General features: G+C 58.6%; 24 protein-coding genes. 15 read left to right on the forward strand and 9 right to left on the reverse strand.

Annotated elements, in window-relative coordinates:
• Positions 1–591, forward strand: a 591-nt coding sequence (locus tag ACTJJ1_RS18840) for a transketolase-like TK C-terminal-containing protein (protein ID WP_440834835.1), incomplete at its 5' end; no start/stop codon positions are given.
• Between the two features lie 70 nt (positions 592–661).
• On the opposite strand, the gene nudK is transcribed toward ACTJJ1_RS18840, so the two are convergent.
• The 6 genes from nudK to napF form a co-directional block, all read right to left on the reverse strand.
• Complete coding sequence (gene nudK, locus ACTJJ1_RS18845; RefSeq protein ID WP_006327138.1) at positions 662–1,237, reverse strand: GDP-mannose pyrophosphatase NudK; 576 nt, start codon at positions 1,235–1,237, stop codon at positions 662–664.
• Between the two features lie 130 nt (positions 1,238–1,367).
• Positions 1,368–1,985 (reverse strand): cytochrome c-type protein NapC, encoded by a 618-nt coding sequence (napC, locus tag ACTJJ1_RS18850; protein ID WP_037433454.1) that lies wholly within the window; start codon positions 1,983–1,985, stop codon positions 1,368–1,370.
• 11 nt (positions 1,986–1,996) lie between these two features.
• Positions 1,997–2,446, reverse strand: a complete 450-nt coding sequence (gene napB, locus ACTJJ1_RS18855; protein WP_004951775.1) for a nitrate reductase cytochrome c-type subunit — start codon at positions 2,444–2,446, stop codon at positions 1,997–1,999.
• Between the two features lie 52 nt (positions 2,447–2,498).
• Positions 2,499–4,985: a nitrate reductase catalytic subunit NapA gene (gene napA, locus ACTJJ1_RS18860; protein ID WP_440834838.1), complete on the reverse strand. Its 2,487-nt coding sequence runs from the start codon at positions 4,983–4,985 to the stop codon at positions 2,499–2,501.
• A complete protein-coding gene (gene napD / locus ACTJJ1_RS18865; RefSeq protein ID WP_020453913.1) occupies positions 4,982–5,245 on the reverse strand; it encodes a chaperone NapD in 264 nt (87 codons plus the stop codon). Before napD ends, napA begins: the two co-directional genes overlap by 4 nt.
• The gene (gene napF, locus ACTJJ1_RS18870; RefSeq protein ID WP_440834840.1) at positions 5,238–5,732 is read right to left on the reverse strand and encodes a ferredoxin-type protein NapF; all 495 of its coding nucleotides are present in this window, start codon (positions 5,730–5,732) and stop codon (positions 5,238–5,240) included. Before napF ends, napD begins: the two co-directional genes overlap by 8 nt.
• Before the next feature lie 360 nt (positions 5,733–6,092).
• Here napF and narQ point away from each other — a divergent pair, with 360 nt between their 5' ends.
• Together narQ and narL are read left to right on the forward strand one after the other, a co-directional pair.
• On the forward strand, positions 6,093–7,775 hold the full coding sequence (gene narQ, locus ACTJJ1_RS18875) for a nitrate/nitrite two-component system sensor histidine kinase NarQ (protein WP_006327142.1): 1,683 nt from the start codon (positions 6,093–6,095) through the stop codon (positions 7,773–7,775).
• 150 nt (positions 7,776–7,925) lie between these two features.
• The gene (gene narL / locus ACTJJ1_RS18880) at positions 7,926–8,558 is read left to right on the forward strand and encodes a two-component system response regulator NarL (RefSeq protein ID WP_004951788.1); all 633 of its coding nucleotides are present in this window, start codon (positions 7,926–7,928) and stop codon (positions 8,556–8,558) included.
• Positions 8,559–8,585: 27 nt separating this feature from the next.
• On the opposite strand, the gene ACTJJ1_RS18885 is transcribed toward narL, so the two are convergent.
• Positions 8,586–8,864, reverse strand: coding sequence for a winged helix-turn-helix domain-containing protein (locus ACTJJ1_RS18885; protein ID WP_004951791.1), 279 nt, complete (start codon positions 8,862–8,864; stop codon positions 8,586–8,588).
• Positions 8,865–9,148: 284 nt separating this feature from the next.
• Here ACTJJ1_RS18885 and acrD point away from each other — a divergent pair, with 284 nt between their 5' ends.
• Entirely contained in the window at positions 9,149–12,283 is a 3,135-nt protein-coding gene (gene acrD, locus ACTJJ1_RS18890) for a multidrug efflux RND transporter permease AcrD (RefSeq protein WP_122289038.1), read from the forward strand.
• 120 nt (positions 12,284–12,403) lie between these two features.
• Here acrD and ypfM read toward each other — a convergent pair whose 3' ends face one another.
• Both ypfM and ACTJJ1_RS18900 read right to left on the reverse strand, forming a co-directional pair.
• Positions 12,404–12,463 (reverse strand): protein YpfM, encoded by a 60-nt coding sequence (gene ypfM / locus ACTJJ1_RS18895; RefSeq protein ID WP_100396732.1) that lies wholly within the window; start codon positions 12,461–12,463, stop codon positions 12,404–12,406.
• A 269-nt stretch (positions 12,464–12,732) separates the two neighbouring features.
• The gene (locus ACTJJ1_RS18900) at positions 12,733–12,882 is read right to left on the reverse strand and encodes a hypothetical protein (RefSeq protein WP_440834844.1); all 150 of its coding nucleotides are present in this window, start codon (positions 12,880–12,882) and stop codon (positions 12,733–12,735) included.
• 393 nt (positions 12,883–13,275) lie between these two features.
• On the opposite strand from ACTJJ1_RS18900, the gene yncE reads away from it, so the two are divergent.
• The 11 genes from yncE to ACTJJ1_RS18955 all read left to right on the forward strand — a co-directional run bounded on the left by yncE (position 13,276) and on the right by ACTJJ1_RS18955 (position 24,724).
• Complete coding sequence (yncE, locus tag ACTJJ1_RS18905) at positions 13,276–14,346, forward strand: 7-bladed beta-propeller protein YncE (RefSeq protein WP_440834846.1); 1,071 nt, start codon at positions 13,276–13,278, stop codon at positions 14,344–14,346.
• Between the two features lie 9 nt (positions 14,347–14,355).
• A complete protein-coding gene (locus tag ACTJJ1_RS18910) occupies positions 14,356–16,527 on the forward strand; it encodes a TonB-dependent siderophore receptor (RefSeq protein WP_122289631.1) in 2,172 nt (723 codons plus the stop codon).
• 132 nt (positions 16,528–16,659) lie between these two features.
• Positions 16,660–17,139 carry a tetratricopeptide repeat protein gene (locus tag ACTJJ1_RS18915; RefSeq protein ID WP_004951799.1) on the forward strand — a complete coding sequence of 160 codons (480 nt, stop codon included), beginning with the start codon at positions 16,660–16,662 and terminating at the stop codon, positions 17,137–17,139.
• A 9-nt stretch (positions 17,140–17,148) separates the two neighbouring features.
• Positions 17,149–17,580: a GNAT family N-acetyltransferase gene (locus ACTJJ1_RS18920; protein ID WP_440834849.1), complete on the forward strand. Its 432-nt coding sequence runs from the start codon at positions 17,149–17,151 to the stop codon at positions 17,578–17,580.
• Positions 17,581–17,597: 17 nt separating this feature from the next.
• Complete coding sequence (locus ACTJJ1_RS18925; RefSeq protein WP_006327153.1) at positions 17,598–17,918, forward strand: isochorismate lyase; 321 nt, start codon at positions 17,598–17,600, stop codon at positions 17,916–17,918.
• Between the two features lie 22 nt (positions 17,919–17,940).
• Positions 17,941–18,546 (forward strand): GNAT family N-acetyltransferase, encoded by a 606-nt coding sequence (locus tag ACTJJ1_RS18930; protein WP_440834851.1) that lies wholly within the window; start codon positions 17,941–17,943, stop codon positions 18,544–18,546.
• Positions 18,547–18,818: 272 nt separating this feature from the next.
• The gene (locus tag ACTJJ1_RS18935) at positions 18,819–19,184 is read left to right on the forward strand and encodes an ArsC family reductase (RefSeq protein ID WP_037431537.1); all 366 of its coding nucleotides are present in this window, start codon (positions 18,819–18,821) and stop codon (positions 19,182–19,184) included.
• A complete protein-coding gene (gene dapE, locus ACTJJ1_RS18940; protein WP_440834853.1) occupies positions 19,181–20,308 on the forward strand; it encodes a succinyl-diaminopimelate desuccinylase in 1,128 nt (375 codons plus the stop codon). Before ACTJJ1_RS18935 ends, dapE begins: the two co-directional genes overlap by 4 nt.
• Positions 20,305–20,979: a M15 family metallopeptidase gene (locus ACTJJ1_RS18945; RefSeq protein ID WP_004951807.1), complete on the forward strand. Its 675-nt coding sequence runs from the start codon at positions 20,305–20,307 to the stop codon at positions 20,977–20,979. The genes dapE and ACTJJ1_RS18945 overlap by 4 nt, the downstream gene beginning before the upstream one ends.
• A gap of 2 nt (positions 20,980–20,981) precedes the next feature.
• A complete protein-coding gene (locus ACTJJ1_RS18950; RefSeq protein WP_004951808.1) occupies positions 20,982–21,173 on the forward strand; it encodes a YpfN family protein in 192 nt (63 codons plus the stop codon).
• Positions 21,174–21,436: 263 nt separating this feature from the next.
• A complete protein-coding gene (locus tag ACTJJ1_RS18955; protein ID WP_208904317.1) occupies positions 21,437–24,724 on the forward strand; it encodes a transglutaminase family protein in 3,288 nt (1,095 codons plus the stop codon).
• Positions 24,725–24,821 lie beyond the last annotated feature (97 nt).

Consider the following 24,821-nt stretch of genomic DNA (forward strand, 5'->3'; position numbering starts at 1 on the left):
GACGGCCCGACGCACCAGCCGGTCGAGCAAATCGCCAGCCTGCGCGTGACCCCGAACATGAGCACCTGGCGCCCGTGTGACCAGGTGGAATCGGCGGTTGCCTGGCAGTACGGCATCGAGCGCAACGACGGCCCGACCACGCTGATTTTCTCGCGCCAGAACCTGACCCAGCAGCCACGCACCGCCGAACAACTGGCGAACGTGTACCGCGGCGGCTACGTGCTGAAAGACTGCGCGGGTACGCCGGAAGTGATTTTGATTGCGACCGGTTCGGAAGTGGGCATCACGGTGGAAGCGGCAGACAAGCTGAGTGCCGCGGGCACCAAAGTGCGTGTGGTGTCGATGCCGTCGACCGACGCGTTCGACAAGCAGGATGCGGCCTACCGTGAATCGGTGCTGCCGTCTTCGGTTACGGCGCGCGTGGCGGTGGAAGCGGGTATCGCGGATTACTGGTACAAGTATGTGGGCCTGAACGGCGCCGTCGTGGGCATGACCACCTTTGGCGAGTCGGCTCCGGCAGACCAGCTGTTCAAAGAGTTCGGTTTCACCGTGGACAACGTGGTGGCCAAGGCGCAGGCGCTGCTGAAGTAAGTCACGGCAGGGGCGGCTTATTCCGCCCTGAACATGACGACGCCAGGCCCGGCAAATTTGCCGGGCTTTTTTATGCCATAATTCGGTGAATTTGCAGGTATTGCAGCAGCATAATGGTTTTGCCGTCTTTGATCCTGCCGTCGGCGATCATCGCCACCGCCTCGGTGAACGGCAGCTCCACTACTTCGATATCTTCGTCTTCGATACCACCGCCGGCAGCGCGGCGCTCATCGTCATGGTATTCGGCGATAAAGAAATGCACGATCTCGGTCACGCCGCCCGGCGACATGTAGGCCTCGAAAATCTTCTTCACGTCACCGACCTGAAAACCGGTTTCCTCCACCGCTTCACGGCGCGCGCACTGCTCCGGGGAATCGGCGTCCAGCAGGCCGGCGCAGGCTTCCAGCAGCATGCCGCTGTCGTTGCCGTTGACGTAGGTCGGCATGCGGAACTGATTGGTCAGCACCACCGTACCCTTGGCGCGGTTATACAGCAAAATGGTGGCGCCATTGCCGCGATCGTATACCTCGCGCATCTGCTGAACGGAACCGCCATCCTTGCGCTTCAAATCAAAGGTGTACTTGTGCAGCACATACCAGTTATTCGACAGCAGCTCTTTTTTCACATTCTCAATTTTCGCCGACATGAACCCTTCTTCTTTTCCGTTAGCTGGATCGCAAAAATGATACCGCGATTGAGTCCCCAAGCGACAACGGATTTGCAACAAAAAACCCCGCGGCTCCGGGAGAGCGGCGGGGCTATGGGTCTTGAAGGGTTTAAAACCCGTTGGGGACGTCGCGCATATCCGGCAACTTGTGGGCGATGCCCTTATGGCAATCGATACAGGTTTTGCCTTCGGTTACCGCCTTGTCATGCATCTTCGCCGCCACGGTTTTCTGCGCGGTGAAGTCCATATACTCGAAGTTATGGCAGTTGCGGCATTCCTGCGAATCGTTGGCCTTCATCCGCGCCCATTCGTTGCTGGCCATCGCCAATCGGTGCTGGTCAAACTTCTGCGGCGTATCGATCAGGCCGAACGCCTTGGCGTACAGTTCCTTGCTGGCCTTCAGTTTGCGCAGCATTTTCGGTGCCCACTCGTGCGGCACGTGGCAATCCGGGCAGGTGGCGCGCACGCCGCTGCGGTTGTTGTAATGCACCGTGCCCATGTATTCCTCATACACGTTTTCGCGCATTTCGTGGCAACCGATACAGAACTGCTCGGTATTCGCCGCTTCCATGCCGGTATTAAAACCGCCCCAGAAGATAATCCCGGCGCCAAAACCCAGCAACAACAACGTGCCCAAGGCCAGGCGGCTGGGCCTGCGCCACCAGCGCCACAGCCGCAGCAACGGGCCGGCTTTTTTTTCGGTCGGGGTGTGATCAGGTTCTGCCATAAGGCCTCCGTTTAGCGCCCAAAGCCCGGCATGGGCTGGAAATCATTGCCGACAATCGGCGCCGCATCGGTTTGCGGCACGTGGCACTGCAGGCAGAAATAACGGCGCGGCGCGACGTCGCTCAGCACCCGGCCATCACGATCCATAAAGTGCGTCGGGCTGATACGCGGCGCGCCTGTGGTGCGGTAATGCTCCACCCCGTGGCACTGCAGGCAGCGGTTGGTGTTTTTGCTGACCTGATAACCGTCCACGCTGTGCGGGATCATCGGCGGCTGATTGACATAGTTCAGCGCCATCCGTTCCTGCTGTTTAGGCGTGGAGATTGGCCCGACGGCGGTGGCGGAGACCTCCGGCGACTGGCTGAGATCGACATCGCCGGCGGCAAAGGCCAGGCCGGCAAACGCCAGCGACAACGCCGCCGCCCACAGGACAAGCGTCTTTTTCACGACAGGGCTTTTCATTTTTATTTGGCTCCCGGGTAATAAAATGGGGGTCGAACGCACCGAGGCGCACTCACACCTTCTCCAGCTTCACCGCGCATTTCTTGAAATCGACCTCTTTCGATAGCGGATCGGTGGCGTCCAGCGTCAGGGTGTTCACCAACTGCGCGGCATCAAAGAACGGCATATACACCAACCCACGCGGCGGACGATTGCGGCCACGGGTTTCGACCGTGCTGATCACCTCGCCACGGCGCGACAACACTTTGACTTTATCGCCACGGCGCAGATTACGGCTCTTGGCATCCAGAGGATGAATAAACAGCACCGCCTCCGGGAAGGCGCGATGCAGCTCCGGCACCCGCCGGGTCATCGAACCGGTATGCCAGTGTTCCAGCACCCGGCCGGTAGACAGCCAAAGGTCGTATTCACCGTCCGGGCTTTCCGCCGCAGGTTCAAACGGCAGCGCGAAGATCACCGCCTTGCCGTCCGGTTTGCCGTAGAAACGCACCGCTTCCCCCGCTTTGACATAAGGATCCGTACCTTCGCGGTAGCGCCACAGCGTCTCTTTGCCGTCGACCACCGGCCAACGCAGGCCGCGCGCCTGATGGTACATATCGAACGCCGCCAGATCGTGACCGTGGCCACGGCCAAAGCCGGCATATTCTTCGAATAACCCTTTTTGCAGATAGAAGCCAAAGGCGCGCGCTTCGTCGTTGAGCTGGTCCGCCGGGATTTCCGTCAGCGGGTATTTATTCACCTCGCCGTTGGCGAACAGGACGTCGTACAGCGTTTTGCCCCGGTATTGCGGGTTTTGTTCCAGCAGTTGCGCCGGCCACACCTCTTCCACCGTGAAACGCTTGGCGAACTCCACCAGTTGCCACAGATCGGATTTGGCCTCGCCCGGCGCTTTCACCTGCTGGCGCCAGAACTGGGTGCGGCGCTCCGCGTTGCCGTAAGCGCCCTCTTTCTCCACCCACATGGCGGTCGGCAGGATCAGGTCGGCGGCCAGGGCGCTGACGGTCGGATAAGGATCCGACACCACCACAAAGTTGCGCGGATCGCGCCAACCCGGCATCCGTTCCTCATTGATGTTCGGCCCGGCCTGCATGTTGTTGTTGCACATCACCCAGTAAGCGTTCAGCTTGCCGTCTTTCAGCGCACGGTCCTGCGCTACCGCATGCAGCCCGACCTTTGCCGGAAGGGTGCCGGCCGGCAACTGCCATTTCTGCTCGGCTGTCTGGCGGTGTTTTTCGTTGGTGACCACCATGTCGGCGGGCAGACGGTGGGCAAAGGTGCCTACCTCGCGCGCGGTGCCGCAAGCGGAAGGCTGGCCGGTCAACGAGAACGGCCCGCAGCCCGGTTTGGCGATCTTGCCGGTCAACAGGTGCAGGTTGTAGCACAGGTTATTGGCCCAAACGCCGCGCGTATGCTGGTTGAAGCCCATGGTCCAGTACGACACCACCTTGATGTTCGGATCGGCATACAGCTTCGCCAGCGCTTCCAGTTGGTCTTCCGGCACGCCGCTCATTTTGGCGACTTTTTCCAGCGTGTATTCCGCCACGAAAGCCTTGTACCCGTCGAAGCTCATAGGTTCGGAGGCATCCGAACCTGGGTTTTTCGCCGCTTTTTCCAGCGGGTGGGTCGCGCGCAGGCCGTAACCGATATCCGTCGCTCCCCGGCGGAAATTGACGTGCCGATTGAGGAAATCCTGATCTACCGCGTTGTTTTGAATGATGTAGTTGGCGATGTAGTTCATGATCGCCAGATCGGTCTGCGGCGTGAACACCATGCCGTTATCCGCCAGTTCGAAGCTGCGGTGCTCATACGTCGACAGCACCGACACGTTGACCTTCTCGTTGCTCAAACGGCGATCGGTAATGCGCGACCACAGGATCGGGTGCATTTCCGCCATGTTGGAGCCCCACAGCACGAAGGCGTCAGCCTGCTCGATATCGTCATAGCAGCCCATCGGCTCGTCCATGCCGAAGGTGCGCATGAAGCCCACCACCGCCGAAGCCATGCAATGGCGGGCGTTCGGATCCAGGTTATTGGTGCGCAACCCGGCTTTGAACAGTTTGGCGGCGGCATAGCCTTCCCACACCGTCCACTGGCCGGAGCCGAACATACCCACTGCGTCGGGCCCCTTCTCCTTCAAAGCCTGTTTGAATTTTTCGGCCATGATGTCGAAAGCCCGTTCCCAACTGACGGGGGTGAACTCGCCTTCTTTATGGTACTGGCCGGCTTTCATGCGCAGCAGCGGCTGGGTCAGACGATCTTTGCCGTACATGATTTTCGGCAGGAAATAGCCTTTGATGCAGCTCAACCCACGGTTGACCGCCGCATCCGGATCCCCCTGCGAGGCGACGATACGGCCATTTTGGGTACCGACCAGCACACCGCAGCCGGTGCCGCAGAAGCGACAGGGCGCCTTGTCCCATTTGATGGCATCCGCGCTGCCCGCCACCGCCTGCGCTACCGTTGGAATAGTCAGCCCGGCCGCCGCCGCAGCGGCCACCGCGGCGTTAGCCTTCATGAAGTCTCGACGACTGAGTTTCATGGCGTTACCTCACCTTGCAAGTCCTGCTGGTGATAAACCAGCGATACCGCCAGCACGCCGTCCAGATTGCGCACCGACTCAATTTTTTCCAGCAGCGCCTGGGAGCAAGCCGCCTGCATCACGACCACCAGCTTGCCCTGCGGACGATCCTGCACCGGGATTTCCGTGTCCGTGATCGCCAGCAGCGCCGTGACAAGCCGCGGAATGTTTTCCGGCCGGGCCTGTACCACCAGCCCGCTTACGTGCCATTCGTTATTCATTGTTTTCGCTCCGGATTAGGGTGACGGCATTCGCCGGGCAGCCGGCGACACAGGCGCCGCAGCCGTTGCAGGCCGCCGTATCCAGCATCGGCTGCGCCATCTCGCCCAGCCGCGGCCGAAAGCGGATCGCCTGCGGCTCGCAACTGTCCTGGCAACTGCGGCATTCAACGCCCCTGCGCGCCAGGCAATCGGCGCCAAACGCCGCATATTGCCGCCAAGGGGTTTCCGCCAGCGGGCGAAACAGCGACGCTTCGCAGGCCTGTACGCAACGCCCGCAAAACGTGCATTCCGCCCGCTGGAAATCAATCTCGGGAAAGCCGCCGCGGCCGCCGATCAGCACGCCGCTTTCACAGGCACGAATGCAGGCCTGGCAGCGGGTGCAACCGGCAATGAAAAGGGATTCTTGATGCGACCACGGGGGGCGGATCGCCGCCGAAGAGAGACGCCATTGTCCGCCGAGCAGCCTGCGCCGCGACAATACGGTCATGCTGTTTATCCTTGAGGTTGCAAACATGCCCACACGCCAGTTTGCGGGCAGCGGCTATAGCCTATGGATTTAAAACCCTGAAAAATACGGGGGTAAAATAAGAGGAGTCCGAGGGGTATATAATCACCCTAAAGGGGTAAATGCGGGGGTAGCTTGCGCCAGATCAATCTATTACTGTGCTTAAGGGCAGTTAGCCGCCCGCTTTTCGCTGATTCGTTATCTATTTAATTATACAACGCGCGTTTTTTCCGTTGCTTACATCTTGAGATAAAACCCGGCGAATTTTAGTTGCAAAACTTATAATTTTGCTTTCGAATGAAACCTGACGATGCGCATCGCCCGTGAGAAAAGGATCCGTGATTGCTTGTTAAACGTTCAGTGACCGGCAGCCTGGCCAAGGCGCTGTTTTGCATCGTTATTTTGTCCGTGATCTCCACCGGGCTGGCGTTGACTACCGTCGCCGGCAGCCTGCGTGACGCCGAAGCGATAAATATCGCCGGTTCGCTGCGCATGCAGAGTTATCGGTTGGCTTACGATCTCACCCGACAGGCTACGGGGCTGGATCAGCATCTGCAGCAATATCAACACTCCCTGCAGGCCCCGGCGCTGCAAAAGCTGGATCGTTTTTACGTGCCTGCCGACGTCCGTGAGAAATATCTGTCGCTGCAGCAAACCTGGCAGCGGCTGGCGCGGCAGATCCAGGCCGGGCAGTCGGCAGACTATCAGGCCAACGTCGCCGGTTACGTTAACCAGATTGACCATTTCGTTTTAGCGCTGCAACGCTATTCCGAACTCAAGCTGGCCATAGTGGCGACCATCAGCGTGGTGGGTTATATCGCCATTATCGGGCTGGTGCTGTTTTGCATTCGCTTTATGCGCCGCCAGGTCGTGGCGCCGCTGAAACATCTGGTGGATGCCAGCCAGCGCGTGCAACAGCGGGATTTTCACCACCCGCAGTTGGATATTGCGCTGCCGAACGAGTTGGGCGTGCTGTCGCTGGCCTTTGCCGCCATGTCGGACGATCTGGCCAAGCTGTATCAGTCTCTTGAGTTAAAGGTTCAGGAGAAAACCCAGCGTTTGCAACAGGCGAACGAGACGCTCGAAGTGCTCTACAACTGCTCACAGGCGCTGAGCGTGCGGCAAATTGGCCGGCAGGCCTTTGAGCAGGTCCTGCACATCGTGCGCCAGAGCGAGCAGTTGCTCTGCATCCGGCTGAACGTGGCGGACAGCCTCAGCGAATGGCAACTGACCAGCGGCACGCCGTCGCCAACGCAGGCCTGGCAGCGGCTTACCATCGTTCAGGACGGTAAACCTCTGGGGGAACTTTGCTGGCAGCACCAGGATCAACCGCCGCATCCGCATTTGATGCAAAGCGTGGCTAACATGCTGAGCCGCGGCGTTTATTTCAATCGCGCGCAGAAACAGCACATGCAGTTTTTGCTGATGGAAGAGCGTGCCACCATCGCCCGCGAGCTGCACGATTCATTGGCCCAGGCGCTGTCGTTTTTGCGCATTCAGTTGACGTTGCTGAAACGCACTCTGGCGGGCGGTTCACCGCAGGCGCAGGAGATCATTAACGATTTTGACCGCGCGCTGGCCGACGCCTACCGCCAGTTGCGCGAGTTGCTGACCACCTTCCGCCTGAACATTCAGGAGGCCGATTTGAACGCCGCGCTGCACCAATTGCTGGCACCATTAAAGGTTCTAACCGGCGCGCGGATTCAGTTACACTGTCGGCTTTCCTCCCAGGCGCTCGATGCCCAACAACAGGTGCATGCGCTGCAGATTGTGCGCGAAGCGGTGGTCAACGCCATCAAACATGCCGATGCACGGGAGATAGTGATCCGTTGCGAGGTCACCGCGAGCGGTGATAATGCCATCAGCATTGTTGACGACGGCTGCGGCATCGCCAGCCTGAGCGAGCCGGAAGGCCATTATGGGTTGAGCATCATGAGCGAACGCGCCGCGCGGCTGGGAGGCACGCTGCTCATCCAGCGAGGTGAACCCAAGGGCACGGAAGTCCGTTTGACATTTCCGCCATAAATCGGGGCCATTCCTCCCCTCGTGACCTTTTAGGCGGAGATGAGGGCTATTTCGGCGTTGATTGCCACTATTTTATAAGAGTCTGTCCCACTGTGAAGCGCGCTGCACAGCGTGTTTGAGTGGCTTTACTCGCTACAGGGAGCATATGTCATGGTGATGAAGAATTACCGAGTATTGATCGTCGACGACCATCCTCTGATGCGCCGCGGCATCAAACAGCTGCTGGGGCTGGACCCGTGGTTTACCGTGGTGGCCGAAGCCAGCGACGGCAACGAGGCCATTGCCCTCGCGTTGCAGCATACGCCGGACGTGATCCTGCTCGATCTGAATATGAAAGGGTTGTCCGGCCTGGACACGTTGAAAGCGCTGCGCAATGAGAGCATAGATGCGCGCATCATCGTACTGACGGTTTCAGATTCGCGCAGCGACGTCTATGCGCTGATCGACGCCGGCGCCGACGGTTATCTGCTGAAAGACAGTGAGCCGGAACAGCTGCTGGAACATATTCGCGCGGCGGCGGAAGGCCAGAACGTGATCAGCGATGCGGTGGCGGACTATCTGTCATCCCGCAGCGAACAACACGATCCCTTCGCCGAACTGACCGAACGCGAGCTGGACGTCTTGCAGGAAGTGGCGCGCGGTATGTCCAACAAACAGGTGGCGGCACAACTGCACATTTCCGAAGAAACGGTGAAAGTGCATATCCGCAACATGCTGCGCAAACTGGACGTCCGTTCACGCGTGGCGGCGACGGTGATGTATCTGGAACACAAAAGTCAATGATGCTTCCCCCGGCATGCCGGGGAAAGTTTACTCGATGGCGGCCAGCAGCGTCTGATGATGCTGGTGGATCCAGCTCTTGTTGAGTGGCCCCCAGTTTTCCAACCGGTAAAAACCGTCGTTATTGCGCACGCCTTGCTGCACAAACTGCAACTCCACCCCCAGGCCAGGCAAGGCTTTCAGCACGTCTTGCAGAGTACGACGCGGCCAGCCGGTCACTTCCATCAGACGCGGAACGTTCGGCCGCTCACTGTGACTGATCAGCCAACACAGATAAAGGCGTCGGGCAAATACCGGGTTAATTTCCATGCCAAGCTCCTGCTTTGCGGTGAGTCCTGATTATTTTCCGGGAACCTTGATCGGCCAGGCCCTTGATAGTCATAAAATTGTCTTAATGATGCTTTTCACTGTCGTCGGGACGTCATTGCCGGTTTCTACTACTACCGTTATTTACATTATCTCCTTTTTTTCTCCACGCTTTACTTCCCCTTCGCGAGTAAAGTGCAGTAACGCCGGAATCCTTCCCAGCCGCTGGTAAACGCAATCCAGATGCGTCTTAAAGATAGAACAAGTCATAACGAGGTTCGCGCTGCATGGCCAATTTTTTTATTGATCGCCCGATTTTCGCCTGGGTTTTGGCAATTATTCTTTGCCTGACCGGCGCTTTGGCGATCTTTTCCCTACCCGTCGAACAGTATCCGGACCTCGCGCCGCCGAACGTTCGCATTAGCGCCACTTACCCTGGCGCCTCAGCGCAAACGCTGGAAAATACCGTTACCCAGATTATCGAACAGAACATGACCGGCCTGGACAACATGATGTATATGTCGTCGCAGAGCACCAACACCGGGCGAGCCACGGTGACGCTGACCTTTGAGGCCGGCACCGATCCCAACGAGGCGATGCAGCAGGTGCAAAACCAGTTGCAGGCGGCGATTAAACGGCTGCCGCAGGCGGTGCAGACTCAGGGCGTAACGGTATCAAAATCCGGTGATACCACGCTGATGATGGTGGCATTCGTCTCGACCGACGGCAGCATGGACAAACAGGATATCGCCGATTATCTGGTGTCCAATCTGCAAGATCCGCTCAGCCGCATCAACGGCGTGGGCAGCATGGACGTTTACGGTTCGCAGTACGCCATGCGCATCTGGCTCGATCCCAACAAACTGACCAGTTACCAGCTCACGACTGAGGACGTGGTAACTGCCATCAAGTCCCAGAACGCCCAGGTGGCGGTCGGTCAACTCGGCGGCACGCCGTCCGTCGACAAGCAGGCGCTTAACGCCACCATTAACGCCCAGTCGCAACTGCAGACGCCGGAACAGTTCAAGCAAATCACCCTGCGGGTCAATCAGGACGGTTCGCTGGTGACGCTGGGCGATGTCTCCACCATCGAGCTGGGCGGCGAAAACTATGACTTCCTCAGCCGTTATAACGGCATGCAGGCCGCCGGCATGAACATCAAGCTGGCTTCCGGCGCCAACGAACTGCAGACCGACCAGTTGGTGAAGGACAAAATCGCCGAGCTGTCGCAGTATTTCCCGCACGGGCTGGAGGCGAAGGTCGCCTATGAAACCACCCCGTTCGTTAAAGCCTCCATCAAAGACGTGGTGAAAACCCTGCTGGAAGCCATTGTGCTGGTGTTCCTGGTGATGTACCTGTTCTTGCAGAACTTCCGCGCTACGCTGATCCCCACTATCGCCGTGCCGGTCGTATTGCTGGGCACCTTCGCCATTCTTTCCGCCTTCGGATTCAGCATCAATACCCTGACCATGTTCGCCATGGTGCTGGCGATCGGCCTGCTGGTGGATGACGCCATCGTGGTGGTGGAGAACGTCGAGCGGGTGATGAGCGAAGAAGGCCTGCCGCCGCGCGAGGCCACGCGTAAATCCATGGGGCAGATCCAGGGCGCGCTGGTCGGGATCGCCATGGTGCTGTCGGCGGTGTTTATCCCGATGGCGTTCTTCGGCGGCACCACCGGCGCGATTTATCGCCAGTTCTCGATCACCATAGTGTCCTCCATGGTGCTGTCGGTACTGGTGGCGATGATCCTGACCCCTGCCCTGTGCGCCACGCTGCTCAAGCCGCTCGCCAAGGGCCATCACCACGGCAAGCGCGGCTTCTTCGGCTGGTTCAACCGCATGTTCAATCGCAATGCCGATCGCTACGAGCGCGGCGTGGCGCGCGTGCTGCATTTCAGCTTGCGCTATATGGCGATTTATCTGCTGCTGCTCGCCGGCATGGCGCTGCTGTTCATCAAGCTACCGAGCTCGTTTCTGCCGCAGGAAGACCGCGGGGTATTCACCGTACAGGTGCAATTGCCGCCGGGTTCTACCCTGCAACAGACCGCCAAAGTGGTGGAAAAAGTCGAGCACTACTTCCTGACCAAAGAACAGCAGGATGTGCTGTCGGTGTTTTCCACCATCGGTGCCGGGCCGGGCGGCAACGGGCAGAACGTGGCGCGCATGTTTATCCGTTTGAAAGACTGGGATCTGCGCACTTCCGGCGCCAATACCTCTTTCGATATCATCGAACGCGCCACCCATGCGTTCAGCAAGATTAACGAGGCGCGGGTGATTGCCAGCAGCCCACCGGCGATTACCGGCCTGGGCAACTCCGCCGGCTTCGATATGGAGCTGGAAGACCACGCCGGGCTGGGCCACGCCAAGCTGATGGCGGCGCGCGACCAACTGCTGCAATTGGCGGGGGACAACCCGCTGCTGGCTCGCGTTCGCCATAACGGCCTGGACGACAGCCCGCAGTTGCAAATCAATATTGATCAACGCAAGGCGCAAGCGCTCGGCGTGGCTGTCGATGACATCAACAACACGCTGTCCACCGCCTGGGGCTCGACCTATGTCAACGACTTTGTCGATCGCGGCCGGGTGAAAAAGGTGTACGTGCAGGCCGCCGCGCCGTTCCGCATGCTGCCTGGCGATATCGACAAATGGTATGTGCGCAACAGCGCAGGCGGCATGGTGCCGTTCTCGGCCTTCTCGACCTCACATTGGGAATATGGCTCCCCGCGCCTGGAGCGTTACAACGGCAGCTCGGCGGTGGAGATCGTCGGCGAGGCGGCGGAAGGCGTCAGCACCGGCACCGCCATGGCCGAAATGGAGAAAATCGTCAGCCAACTGCCGACCGGCTTCGGCCTGGAATGGACCGCCATGTCCTATCAGGAACGGCTCTCCGGCTCACAAGCGCCTGCGCTGTACGCTCTCTCGTTGCTGATTGTGTTCCTGTGCCTGGCTGCGCTGTACGAGAGTTGGTCGATTCCGTTCTCGGTGATGCTGGTGGTGCCGCTCGGGGTGATTGGCGCCGTCGCCGCGACCTGGCTGCGCGGGCTGGAGAATGACGTTTACTTCCAGGTTGGGTTGCTGACCATCATCGGGTTGTCGGCGAAGAACGCCATTCTGATCGTCGAATTCGCCAACGAGCTGAATCACAAAGGGCAGGATTTGATGTCCGCCACGCTGGAGGCCTCACGCATGCGCCTGCGGCCGATTTTGATGACCTCGCTGGCCTTTATCTTCGGCGTATTGCCGATGACCATCAGCAGCGGTGCCGGCTCCGGCAGCCAGCATGCGGTCGGCACCGGGGTCATGGGCGGCATGATATCCGCCACCCTGCTGGCGATCTTCTTCGTGCCGTTGTTCTTTGTGCTGGTGCGGCGCCGCTTCCCGGGTAAACCCTTGCCGGCGGCAAACGCGGAAAACGCGGAATAGCAGGCATAAAAAAGCAGCATCGGCAAACCGATGCTGCTTTATCTTGAACGAGAATGTCGCTCCCAAGGTGTTTCAAATACCGACAAATAAACCAACCTTGTTCTCAGCTTCAGCGCAGTGTCAGTTGCCTAACATCTCATCGATGAAGTCTTTCCAGTTTCCTAACTCACGATCAACCATAATACTTTACAACCTCAATTATTAGACGAAGCGAATTCTACGCCTGTTTTTTGAGCAAGTGAAGCCTTTCGGGAACGATGCCGGCCACGGAAACCGGGGTTGGCGCACATTTTCGTATTAATCCTACCCAAGGGCATTTCGGCATATTCCCCGTTGCGATAAGCGTCATCGCCAACACGTGCAGAAAGCATAAAAGCCGGTGCTGCGCCGTAAAATACCGGCCGCTGCCGGCCAGCGGCCGGGTAAATCGCTCAAAAACGTTTAGAAATCTACGCGCAAGCCAAGGTTGTAGCGGCGTCCTTCAAGCTGCGGATATTCGCCCCCTCTTCCTGCGCGTAAACCTGAGGCGCGCCCATCAATGCCAAAGCAATGACCGTCGCGATGCTGGAGCGTTTTCCCATGGATTGTTGATAAATCATCACTGTTCCTAATCGAGCCTGTTTCCGGTTGGTGTTGTAGCTCACAGAGCGCCCAATGCGGCAAACGTAGAGCGCGGGCACGGCCTTGGCAGCCACTGCGCACGGCGCTGTACCCACTTCTGAATGTTGTATTTTTATTTACAGTTCTTAACAAAAGCCGGGCGAATATAGCGGATATCTGCCAGCAATAAAAACGAAATGAAAATCATTACATCTTATAAACAAGCAGAAAAAAGACGTAACAACCGGAACACAAAATCCTAAAACCAAAGAAAAATAATTTAATTTCAATAAGTAATATCAATACACATCAATGATTAATTAAATGATATTGATATTAATTATCAATATCATTAGCATCAATAAATCGTAAATTGATGTAAAGGAATGTCTATGTCCATGCCCCTGTTCGCCCCCACCAAAGGTTTCTCTCTCAGCGCCCTGACGTCTGCCCTGCTGCTGTTGTCTTGCTCAACGCTGGCAGCCGAACTGCCCGAAAGCCATTTCCAGACCAAACCGGTAGGATATGGCCTGTACGAACTGGCTTTTGACGGCGAAAACAACACCCTGTTTGCCGCCTCTACGCCTTCATTCGCCAAAGGGAAAAACACCGGTATCGTCTATCGGGTCAACCCGGCCACACTGGCCACCGACGCCAATATTCAGACCCAACGCCGCGCCTTCGCCACCGCGTTGGATGAACAACGGCATCTGCTGTATATCGGCAATACCGTGGACGGATCGGTGACGGTGATCGACACCCAGACAGGCAAAGAACTCGCCACCATTCAGCTCGATGAAAGCGTAAAAGAAGACCAGTTCACGCCAACGCGCGAGATGGTGCTCGACAAGAAAAACCAGCGTTTGTATGTCTCCGGCACCGCGAAAAAAGGCGTGTTGTGGGTTATCGATACCGCCAATCGGAAGAAAATCGCCACCCTGAGCAACATGGGCGAATACCCGACCGGCATGGCGCTGGACAGCGAACGTGGCCGTCTCTACTGCGTCAACGGCGGCGGCGAACTGATCACCCTGGACACCGCCAGCCACAAAATCCTGAAACGCGTGGTGGTTGAACCCGCCAAGAAACACTTCTTCCTCAACATCAGTCTGGACAGCAAAACCGGCCGCGCTTTCATCACCGATCCCGATCTGCCTAAGGTGCTGGTTGTCGATGTGAATAGCGGGAAAATCCTGCACCAGATTGACGTGATCAATTCCCTGGCGGTGTTGTTCAACCCTGCCCGCAGTGAGATCTACATCAGCCACCGTGAAGCCAAGCGCATCAGCATCGTTGACAGCAACAGCTACCAGGTGAAAAACAGCATCACTACCACCGCCTTGCCCAATAGCCTCGCGCTGTCCGCAGACGGCAATACGCTCTTCGCCAGCATCAAGCAGTCCAAGGAAGAGATGGAGAAGAAGCAGGACTATCTGATTAAGATCAACCTTGGCGGACTGTGAGACTTATCCATGGCTAATTTTATGATTCGCCTTTCCGGGGGAGCGCTGTTGTGCCTCCCGGTCATGGTTGCACAAGCGGCGGATACCGAGCAGACCGCCCGCACTCAGAAAGAAGATACCCTTGAGGTGGTCGCCTCGCCCTTTAGCGATGACGGCAGCACCGAGAACACCGGCTCCTATACCACCAAACAGATGACCACGGCGACCGGGTTGCCGCTGAGCATCAAGGATACGCCGCAGTCGGTCTCGGTGATAACTCGCCAGCAAATGGACGATCTCAACGCGACGTCGCTGAAGGAAATCCTGCGCTGGTCCACCGGGGTCAGCGAAAGCAATTACGATAGCGAACGCTCCTCGTTCAACTACCGTGGTTTCAGCGTTGATAACTACCAATACGATGGCGTCCCCACCTTCTTTGACTCCGGTTATTCCGGCGGAGAATCGGAGATTGACGCGATCACGCTGGATCACGTGGAGATTGTCAGGGGCGCTGCGGGTTTGCTGAACGGCGTCGGTAATCCGGGCGCCGCCATCAACCTGGTCAGAAAGAAAGCCTCCAGCCTTTCGCCTTTTGCCCGTGCCGAACTTTCCGCAGGTTCCTGGGACCGCTACCGGACCACGGTTGATGTCGGGACGCCGCTCAATGACGAAGGCACCGTCAGAGTACGTATCGCCGCGGCCGGCGAACGCGGCCGCTCCTTTATGGAACGGCATCAGGAGCGCAAAGGCACCGTCTACGGCACGCTGGAGGCCGATCTGAGCAGCAATACCCTGCTGCGTCTGGGGGCCGATTATCAGCAAAACAGGCCGAAAGCCTCCACCTGGGGCGGTGCGTTGCCGACAGGCTGGTTCAGCGACGGCAGTGAAATTAACTGGGATCGGCACTATAACGGCGCCTCTGACTGGTCGAGCTGGGATACCACCCTGAGCACCCAGTTTGCCACGCTGGAACATGAGTTCGATAACAGCTGGAAAGGCGTGGTCAACTATACCCACAGCCGCCAGGCTTTCGATGCCAAAATGGCGATGAGCCTCGGCGAGCTGATCGATCCGGCAACCTGGTCAGTGAAACCTTCAAACCCTTATGCCGGGCGCTATGAAGGCTATCGAGATCAACATGCGGTAGACATGAAATTGAACGGGGATTTCGCTCTGCTGGGCCGCAGCCACAAGTTTGTGGTGGGCAACTCCTCTGCCTGGCAGCACAGCTACAGCACCTATCGCAGCGCCACCTACTCGCAGCAGTTCAGCGGTAGCCTGCGGGATTGGAACGGCGGTCAGGGCGAGCCTGAATGGTCGGATAAAATGCCGCAAATGGATTACCGCACGCGGCAGCTCGGCATTTACGGCAGCGCCGACTTCTCGCTGACGGATCGGCTGGATCTGGTGCTCGGTGCCCGTTTCAACAGTTTTAAAAACACCACGACCAACATCGCGAACAAGGTCACTCCGTTCGTGGGAACCGTCTATAAGCTGACTGAACAGGTCTCTGCCTATGCCAGCTACACCGACATATTCAAGGACCAAAGCCTGCTCGACAGCAGCGGCCACTACCTGGCGCCGATTGAAGGGGTGAATAAAGAGGTGGGTATCAAGGCCGCGCTGCTGGATGACCGGCTCAACGTTTCGCTGTCGGCTTTCCGCATCACGCAGGATAAACTTGGGGTGCTGGACGAGAACACCCGCAATCTGGATTGGCTGCAACAGACCTATCATGAGAGCCAGGGCGCGACGAGCAAAGGGGTTGAGTTCGAACTGAGCGGTGAATTGGCGCAGGGCTGGAACGCCCAGCTCGGCATCACGCATTTCTCACTGAAAGATAAGGACAAGGTTAATCTCAACACCGAGCAGCCGCGCACCCGCATCAACCTGTTCACCACCTATCAGTTGACGGGCGCTCTGCGCGATCTGACGCTGGGCGGCGGCGCGCGCTGGCAGAGCGGCATTTACGCCAACGTCACCGGGGCCAACAACGGCGAGCTTGTGGAACGTAAGGCCGAGCAAGGGTCTTATGTGCTGATCGACGCGATGGCGCGATACAAACTGACGCCGCAGACTTCAGTGCAGCTTAACCTGAACAACGTTTTTGACGAGAAATACTACTCGCAGGTGAATTTCTACAGCACCCGTAACTATGGTGAGCCGCGTAACCTGATGCTGACGCTCAAGCACGAGTTCTGATCGCCCCGCAATAAAAACCGGCCCCGGATAACGGGGCCGACCACGTTCTGATGCCTATATTTCTTGTAGGATGAATTCTTCCGTAGTAGCGTGCCAAGGGGAGAAAACCCTCCACTTTTCTGAGGCCATAACATGTCCCCTACGCTGACTATCGAACAATTGAAACAGCTGGGCCGCTATCAGGAAGCGACCGAACTGGCACGGCAACAGTTGCTGCAAAAACCGGAAGAGGCCGCGCTGCATTACCAATTGGCCTGCCTGTATGACGTGCAGGGATTTGAACAGCAGGCGATCCCCTGCTACCTCTCCGCGCTGGCGCGCACTCTGCCGGCGGCGCAGCGGCAGGAGGCCTGGCTTGGTCTGGGCAGCACCTACCGCGCACTCGGGCTGTATCAGCAATCGCTGGCCGCCTTCGACAATGGGCTGGCCGAATTCCCGCAGGCCAAGGAGCTCACCCTGTTCCGCGCCATGACGTTGTACAACCTGGGGGAAACCAAACAGGCGGTGGCCGATCTGTTGCTGCTGTTGGCGGAAACCTCCTCGTATCGCGACATCAGCAGCTATCAGCGCGCTATCCGTCAATACGCCGCCGATCTGGACCGCATCGGCTAGGAGAGAAGCATGGAGATGGTGACCGACCCAAACCGCTACCGCATCGACTGGTCGCAATTGGCCGCGTTGTTGGCCGCCGCCGGGCTGGGCCAGCGTGATCCGCATCAGCTGCAGCGCGTTTATCAGCACAGCCAGTTTTGCTATTGGGGTTACCTCGACGGCGAACTGGTGGCCACCGCCCACGCCATCAGCGACATGACCTCGGTAGCTTACCTCGCCGACGTGGCTATCCATCCCCACTATCAGGGCCGCGGTCTGGGCAGGCTGCTGATGGATCGGGTCATGCAGGATTTGGCGCCGCTCGGTAAAGTGTTTATCTATTCGGTGCCCGACAAACTGGAATTCTATAAAAAGTACCACTTCCGCGAGCTGACTACCGGCATGGTCTATGCCGAAGGCCCGGCGTTGGATCGCCTGCAACAAAATGGCTATGTGCAGTAAAACAAGGGAAACCCAGAGTGATTATCGAGAACAAACTTTCTCCGCAAGATTGTGCGGGCATGGGCGATATCCGCGCGGAAATCGACATGCTGGACGAACACATCATTAAATTGATCGCCCAGCGCTTTGCCTACGTGAAGGCCGCCGCCAAATTCAAAACCAGCCCCGATGCGGTACGAGCCAAAGAGCGCTTCGAAGCCATGCTGCAACAACGAAGAGTCTGGGCCGATGAGCAGGGCTTAAGCCCGGAAGTGATAGAAAAAATGTATCGCGACCTGGTCAATTATTTTATTGGCGAAGAGATGAAACACTGGTCGCGTGAAAACGGCGAAATGTGAACACAAGGGGAAATAGAGGCAAATGTCCGACTCATCCTGGCTTATCGAAACCGAGCTGAAAAGCAAAACCGTCAGCCTGATCCCGCTGCGTAAAGAACATGCGGCGGCGCTGGTGGAGGCGGCCGCCGATGGGCGCCTCTGGGAACTTTGGTTTACTTCGGCGCCCAACGAAAGCACCGTCGATGATTATGTCGATTTCGCCCTGAGCGAACAGGTCGCCGGGCGGGCGCTGCCGTTTGTCGTAGTACATAACGACACGCAAAAGATTGTCGGCACCACCCGCATTTGCAATGCCGATGGGCACAACCGCCGCGTTGAAATTGGCTATACCTGGTACGCCAAAAGCCACCAGAGAACCGCCGTCAACACCGAGTGCAAACGCCTGCTGCTCGGCTATGCGTTCGAAACGCTGGCGGTGATTGCCGTTGAATTTCGCACCCACTGGCACAATCACGCATCGAGAACGGCTATCGCGCGTTTGGGCGCCAAGCAAGACGGCGTGCTGAGAAACCACCAGAAAAATGCGGATGGCAGCTATCGCGATACGGTGGTTTTCTCGATCATCGACCATGAATGGCCGATGGTTAAAAAAAGTCTGGAGTATAAATTACGCCAGACCAGAGAGTGATTGCCGCGGGTCAAAGTTATAAGGTGTTCGTCATCAAGATGCCGCTGCATTTCCCCACGCGGCCCCCCAAGCCGGATCCCAGGTAGCCGCAATCAGATCGCCGTACTGAATGCAGCCCGAATTTTTTCGCCCTTTCCCTGGTTTTCGGACCATTGGACGGTGGAACTCCCCGCCATTTTTCGGCATGCTGGGCGCTGGTTTTCATTTTACCGCCACGGCGGTTTACCACTGGCGCCATGCCGGTGTTGGGTTGCAGAGAAGGTTCTTATTCCATGACGTTGACCATGTACGGCATCAAAAATTGTGACACCATCAAAAAAGCGCGCCGCTGGCTGGAAGAGCAAGGCGTGGCTTATCAATTTCATGACTACCGCGCCGACGGGCTGGATGAACAGCAGTTGCGCGGGTTCGTCGAACGTCTGGGCTGGGAACCGCTGCTGAACACCCGCGGCACCACCTGGCGCAAGCTGGATGAAGCGCAGCGCAACGCCTGCGACAATGCCGATGCGGCCATCGCGCTGATGCTGGCGCAGCCGGCAATCATCAAACGCCCGCTGCTGGACGACGGCAAGGGGCATGCCCTGCTCGGCTTCAGCGCCGAAGGCTACCAGCAATTTATTTCTGAGGTTACAGCATGATTTGCCCGGTTATCGAACTGGCTCAACAGCTCATCAAACGCCCGTCCCTCAGCCCGCACGATGAAGGCTGCCAGGCGCTGATGATTGAACGTCTGGAAGCGATTGATTTTACCGTTGAGCCGATGCCCTTCGGCGACACCCTGAACTTCTGGGCCTGGCGCGGCGAAGGGCAAACGCTGGCGTTTGCCGGCCACACCGACGTAGTGCCCACCGGCGATGAAAAACGCTGGGACAACCCGCCGTTTGAACCCACCATTCGCGACGGCATGCTGTATGGCCGCGGCGCGGCGGACATGAAAGGTTCGCTGGCGGCGATGGTGGTGGCGGCGGAGCGCTTTGTGGCGGCCAACCCGCATCATGGGGGCCGCCTGGCGTTCCTGATCACCTCCGACGAAGAGGCCAGCGCCACTCACGGCACGGTGAAAGTGGTGGAAACGCTGATGGCGCGCAACGAGCGCCTGGATTATTGCCTGGTCGGCGAGCCGTCCAGCACCGAACGCGTCGGCGACGTGGTGAAGAACGGCCGCCGCGGTTCGATCACCGCTAACCTGCACATTCACGGCATTCAGGGCCACGTCGCCTATCCGCACCTGGCGGATAACCCGGTGCATCGCGCCATGCCTGCGCTCAATGAGCTGGTGGCGACCGAGTGGGATCGCGGCAACGAGTTCTTCCCGCCGACCAGCATGCAGATCGCCAACGTACAGGCCGGCACCGGCAGCAACAACGTGATCCCGGGCGAGATGTTCGTCCAGTTCAACTTCCGTTTCAGCACCGAGTCAACCGACGCGACGATAAAACAGCGCGTGGAAGAGCTGCTGGAGCGGCATCAACTGAACTACAGCATCGAATGGCGTTTGTCCGGCCAGCCGTTCCTGACCGCGCGCGGTGCTCTGGTGGACGCGGTAGTTAACGCCGTCGAACACTATTCTGAACTGACGCCGCAGTTGCTGACCACCGGCGGGACCTCGGACGGCCGCTTTATCGCCCAAATGGGGGCGCAGGTGGTTGAACTGGGGCCGGTCAACGCGACCATCCATAAGGTCAATGAATGCGTGCACGCAGCCGATTTGCAACTGCTGAGCCGCATGTATCAGCGCATCATGGAGCAGTTGGTCGCATGATCACGCCCACCATGCTGACCGGGCTCTCGACCGAACACCTGGCGCCGCTGAGCGGTCACCATCGCCTGCAACCCGCAGCGGTGACCGCGTTCCTCGCCATGCAGCAGGCGGCGTTGGCGGCCGGGTTCGATCTGCAACCCGCCAGCACATTTCGTGATTTCGATCGGCAACTGGCGATCTGGAATGGCAAATTCTGCGGCGAGCGCCCAGTATTAGATAAAGACAGTCGACCGATCGATATCGAGACGCTGTCCGCCGCCGAACGCTGCGAAGCGATCCTGCGCTGGTCCGCCCTGCCGGGTGCCAGCCGCCATCACTGGGGCAGCGATCTGGACGTGTACGACCCTTCGTTGTTGCCGGAAGGGCAAAAGCTGCAGCTGGAGCCGTGGGAATATGAGGAAGGCGGTTACTTTTATCCGCTCAATCAGTGGATGACGGAACATATGGCAGAATTTGGCTTTTACCGCCCGTTTACCGAAGACGGCGACGGCGTGGCGGTAGAACCCTGGCATCTGAGCTACCGGCCGCTGGCGCAGGAAGCCGAGCATCTGCTGACGCCTGCGCTGCTGCTGGCCGCTTGGCAAAATAAGGACGTTGCCGGTGCCGAATGGCTTGAACGCCATCTGCCCGCGATATTTTCACGTTTCATACGCAGTGAAGGAAAGGAGTAAACATGCAATGGTTAGCTGACTACTGGTGGATTATCCTGCTGATTTTAGCCGGGATGATCATCAGCGGGATCAAAGAGCTGCGTCGCGTCGACGTAAAACGTTACCTCGCCGATAAGCCGGAATTGCCGCCACACCGCGATAATAACGCCCAGTGGGACGACGAAGACGACAACTGGCCGAAGAAAAAACCTTAACCGCCTGTGTGCGCCGTCCCCCGAGGGCGGCGCTTCATTTTCTCCTCTTTCCCGCAGAAAAAAGAATCGACTTCTCAAAAAATTGCCTCTAGATTTAACCCTAATTGGTTAACGTGATGGTCATCACACTCCCAGCAGTTAAAACGGTCTGAATACAGACGGGGGTTAACCAAAGCACCACCCTCCACGGTAACGGCTACAGCATGGCATCAGCAGACTGATGTGACCCGATTTCAGATTCCCCTATTCTGAGGCTCGAGCTTATGGCTATTAATATTGCGCTAAACCACGTTACCGAATATCGCTACGACCGACGCATCAACCTGGGTCCCCAAGTCATACGCCTGCGCCCTGCCGCACACAGCCGTACCTCCATTCTGGCCTATTCGCTGAAAGTGACCCCGGAAAATCACTTTATCAACTGGCAGCAGGATCCTAACGGCAACTACCTGGCCAGGCTGGTGTTCCCGGAAAAAACCGACCACTTCCGCGTGGAAGTGGATATGCGGGTTGAAATGTCGGTGATTAACCCCTTCGATTTCTTCCTGGAGCCGCAGGCGGAACATATTCCGTTTTGCTATTCGGAAGAGCAGAAAATCGAACTGGCGCCCTATCTGCACTGCCAGCCGCTGACCCCCGAGCTGGAAAGCTACCTGAGCGGTATCCCCGATGAAGCCCAGCGCAGCGCGGAATTCCTGGTGGCGATCAACCAGCAGTTGCAGCAACACATCGGTTACACCATCCGCATGGAACCGGGCGTACAGACGCCGGAAGAGACGCTGACCCTGCGCAGCGGTTCGTGTCGCGACTCCGCCTGGCTGCTGGTACAGATCCTGCGCAACCTCGGGCTGGCCGCTCGCTTCGTGTCCGGTTATCTGATTCAGTTGACGCCGGACGTCAAATCGCTGGATGGCCCGTCGGGGCCGGAGGAAGACTTTACCGATCTGCACGCCTGGACCGAGGTTTACCTGCCCGGTGCCGGTTGGATTGGTCTGGATCCCACCTCCGGGTTGTTTGCCGGTGAAGGACACATCCCGCTGGCCTGCACGCCGGAACCTTCCAGCGCCGCCCCCATCAGCGGCGCGATTGATGAGTGCGAATGCGAATTTGAGCACCTGATGGCCGTCGCCCGCGTGGACGAAGTGCCGCGTGTGACCAAGCCCTACAGCGAGGAACAATGGCAGGCCATCGACGCGCTCGGTTATCGGATTGACAGCGATTTGCAGGCCAACGGCGTTCATCTGACGATGGGCGGCGAGCCGACGTTCGTCGCCGTCGACGATCCTGACGGCGATGAATGGAATACCGACGCTCTGGGGCCAACCAAGCGCCTGCGTGCCGCCGAGCTGTTCCAGCGTATGCGTGAGCGCTACGCCCCCGCCGGGCTGGTGCATTTTGGTCAGGGCAAATGGTACCCCGGCGAGCAACTGCCGCGCTGGTCGCTCAACTGCTTCTGGCGCCGGGACGGTGAGCCGCTGGCCGATCCGGCCATGTTTGCCGATGAACGCGAACCTTCTGCGGTCACCACCGGGCAGGCGGCGGATTTCCTGCAACGCGTCGCGCAGTATCTGGAGGTTTCCGGTCAGCATATCTTCCCGGCTTATGAAGACCCGCTCTACTACCTGTGGCGCGAACGGCGTCTGCCGGACAACGTCGATCCGTCGGATTCCCGGTTGGAAGATCCGCTGGAGCGAGCGCGGTTGCACAAGGTGTTTGAACAAGGTCTGGGGGCTATCATCGGCCACGTTCTGCCGCTGGCCAGAGAAGAGAACCAACCGTGGCAAAGCGGTTCCTGGTTCCTGCGCAGCGAGCACTGCTACCTGCTGCCGGGCGATTCGCCACTGGGTTACCGCCTGCCGCTGGATTCCCAACCCTGGGTGCATAAAAGCGACTATCCCTACATTCACAGCGCCGATCCGCATCAGTCTTTCCCGACGCTGCCGGCCTACCGCCAACGGCTGCAACCGCATTCATCCGCAGCCGACCATGCCCAGCCTCAGCCGGTAACCCAGCGCCCGGAGCAAAAACAGTCAGCGGACTGGATTACCCGCACCGCGCTGTGCGCCGAGCCGCGCAACGGCATTCTTTATCTGTTCATGCCGCCGACGCGCACGCTGGAAGACTACCTGCAGGTGGTGGAGGCCATTGAGGCCACCTCGCTCTCGCTGGGCATTCCGGTGGTGCTGGAAGGTTACGAACCGCCTTCTGACCCGCGTCTGACCTGTTTTCGCATCACCCCCGATCCCGGCGTCATCGAAGTCAACATTCAGCCGGCGGCCAGTTGGGGCGAACTGGTGGAGCAGACCACCTTCCTGTACGACGCCGCGCGCCAGTCGCGCCTGACCACCGAAAAGTTCATGATCGATGGCCGCCATACCGGCACCGGCGGCGGCAACCATATGGTGATGGGCGGCGCCACCCCGGCGGAAAGCCCGTTCCTGCGCCGCCCGGACGTGCTGCGCAGCCTGATCGGCTATTGGCATAACCACCCGTCGCTGTCCTATTTGTTCTCGGGCCTGTTTATCGGCCCGACCAGCCAGGCACCGCGCATTGACGAGGCGCGTAACGACTCGGTCTATGAAATGGAGATCGCCTTTAGCCGCTTCCCGGAACCGGGCGAGGAAGCGCAACCCTGGCTTATCGACCGCCTGCTGCGCAACCTGTTGATCGACTCCAGCGGCAATACCCACCGGGCGGAGTTCTGCATCGACAAACTCTATTCGCCGGATGGCCCCAGCGGCCGCCTTGGGCTACTGGAACTGCGCGCTTTTGAAATGCCGCCGCATGCCCGGATGTCGCTCACCCAACAGTTATTGCTGCGGGCGTTGCTGGCCCGTTTCTGGCAACAGCCTTATCAACCGGAGCGGCTGCGCCGTTGGGGCACCGAACTGCACGATCGCTTCATGTTGCCGCACTTTGTGCGTCAGGACTTTAACGACGTGCTCGCCGAACTGCGTGAATTTGGCTACCCGTTTGAAGCCACCTGGTTCGACGCACACTTTGCCTTCCGCTTCCCGCAGCATGGCGAATTTTCCGCCGACGGCGTCCAGGTGCAAATCGATCATGCACTGGAACCCTGGCATGTGATGGGCGAAGAAGGTGCAAGCGGCGGAACCGTGCGCTATGTTGACTCATCCGTCGAGCGTCTGCAGATCAGAGTCACCGGGTTTAATGACGACCGCCACCAGGTGACCGTCAACGGCCGCCCGGTGCCGCTGCAACCCACCGGCAACGTCGGCGAGGCGGTCGGCGCCGTTCGCTACCGGGCATGGCAACCCGCAGCCAGCCTGCATCCCACCATTGGCGTACACGCGCCGCTGACCGTGGAACTGGTGGACACCTGGATGCAACGTTCGCTGGGCGGCTGCCAGTACCACGTCGCCCATCCGGGCGGACGCAGCCACGATACCCACCCGATCAACGCCTATGAGGCGGAGGGCCGCAGGCTGGCGCGTTTCTTGCAAATGGGTCATACGCCAGGAAAGTTAACCATCGAACCCCAGACGCGCAATCCGAACTTCCCGTTCACGCTCGATTTGCGCTGGAAATAGGGGTTCGATACCGAGGAGGGCGCAAGTCGGTACCAGGAAGGTGCCGGCCTGCGCCGCAAGGGAGTTGCCGTCGCAAGGCCTCATGGAAAACGGGAAT

It is taken from the genome of Serratia sp. 22264, assembly GCF_052045345.1.
Classification (GTDB): domain Bacteria; phylum Pseudomonadota; class Gammaproteobacteria; order Enterobacterales; family Enterobacteriaceae; genus Serratia; species Serratia plymuthica.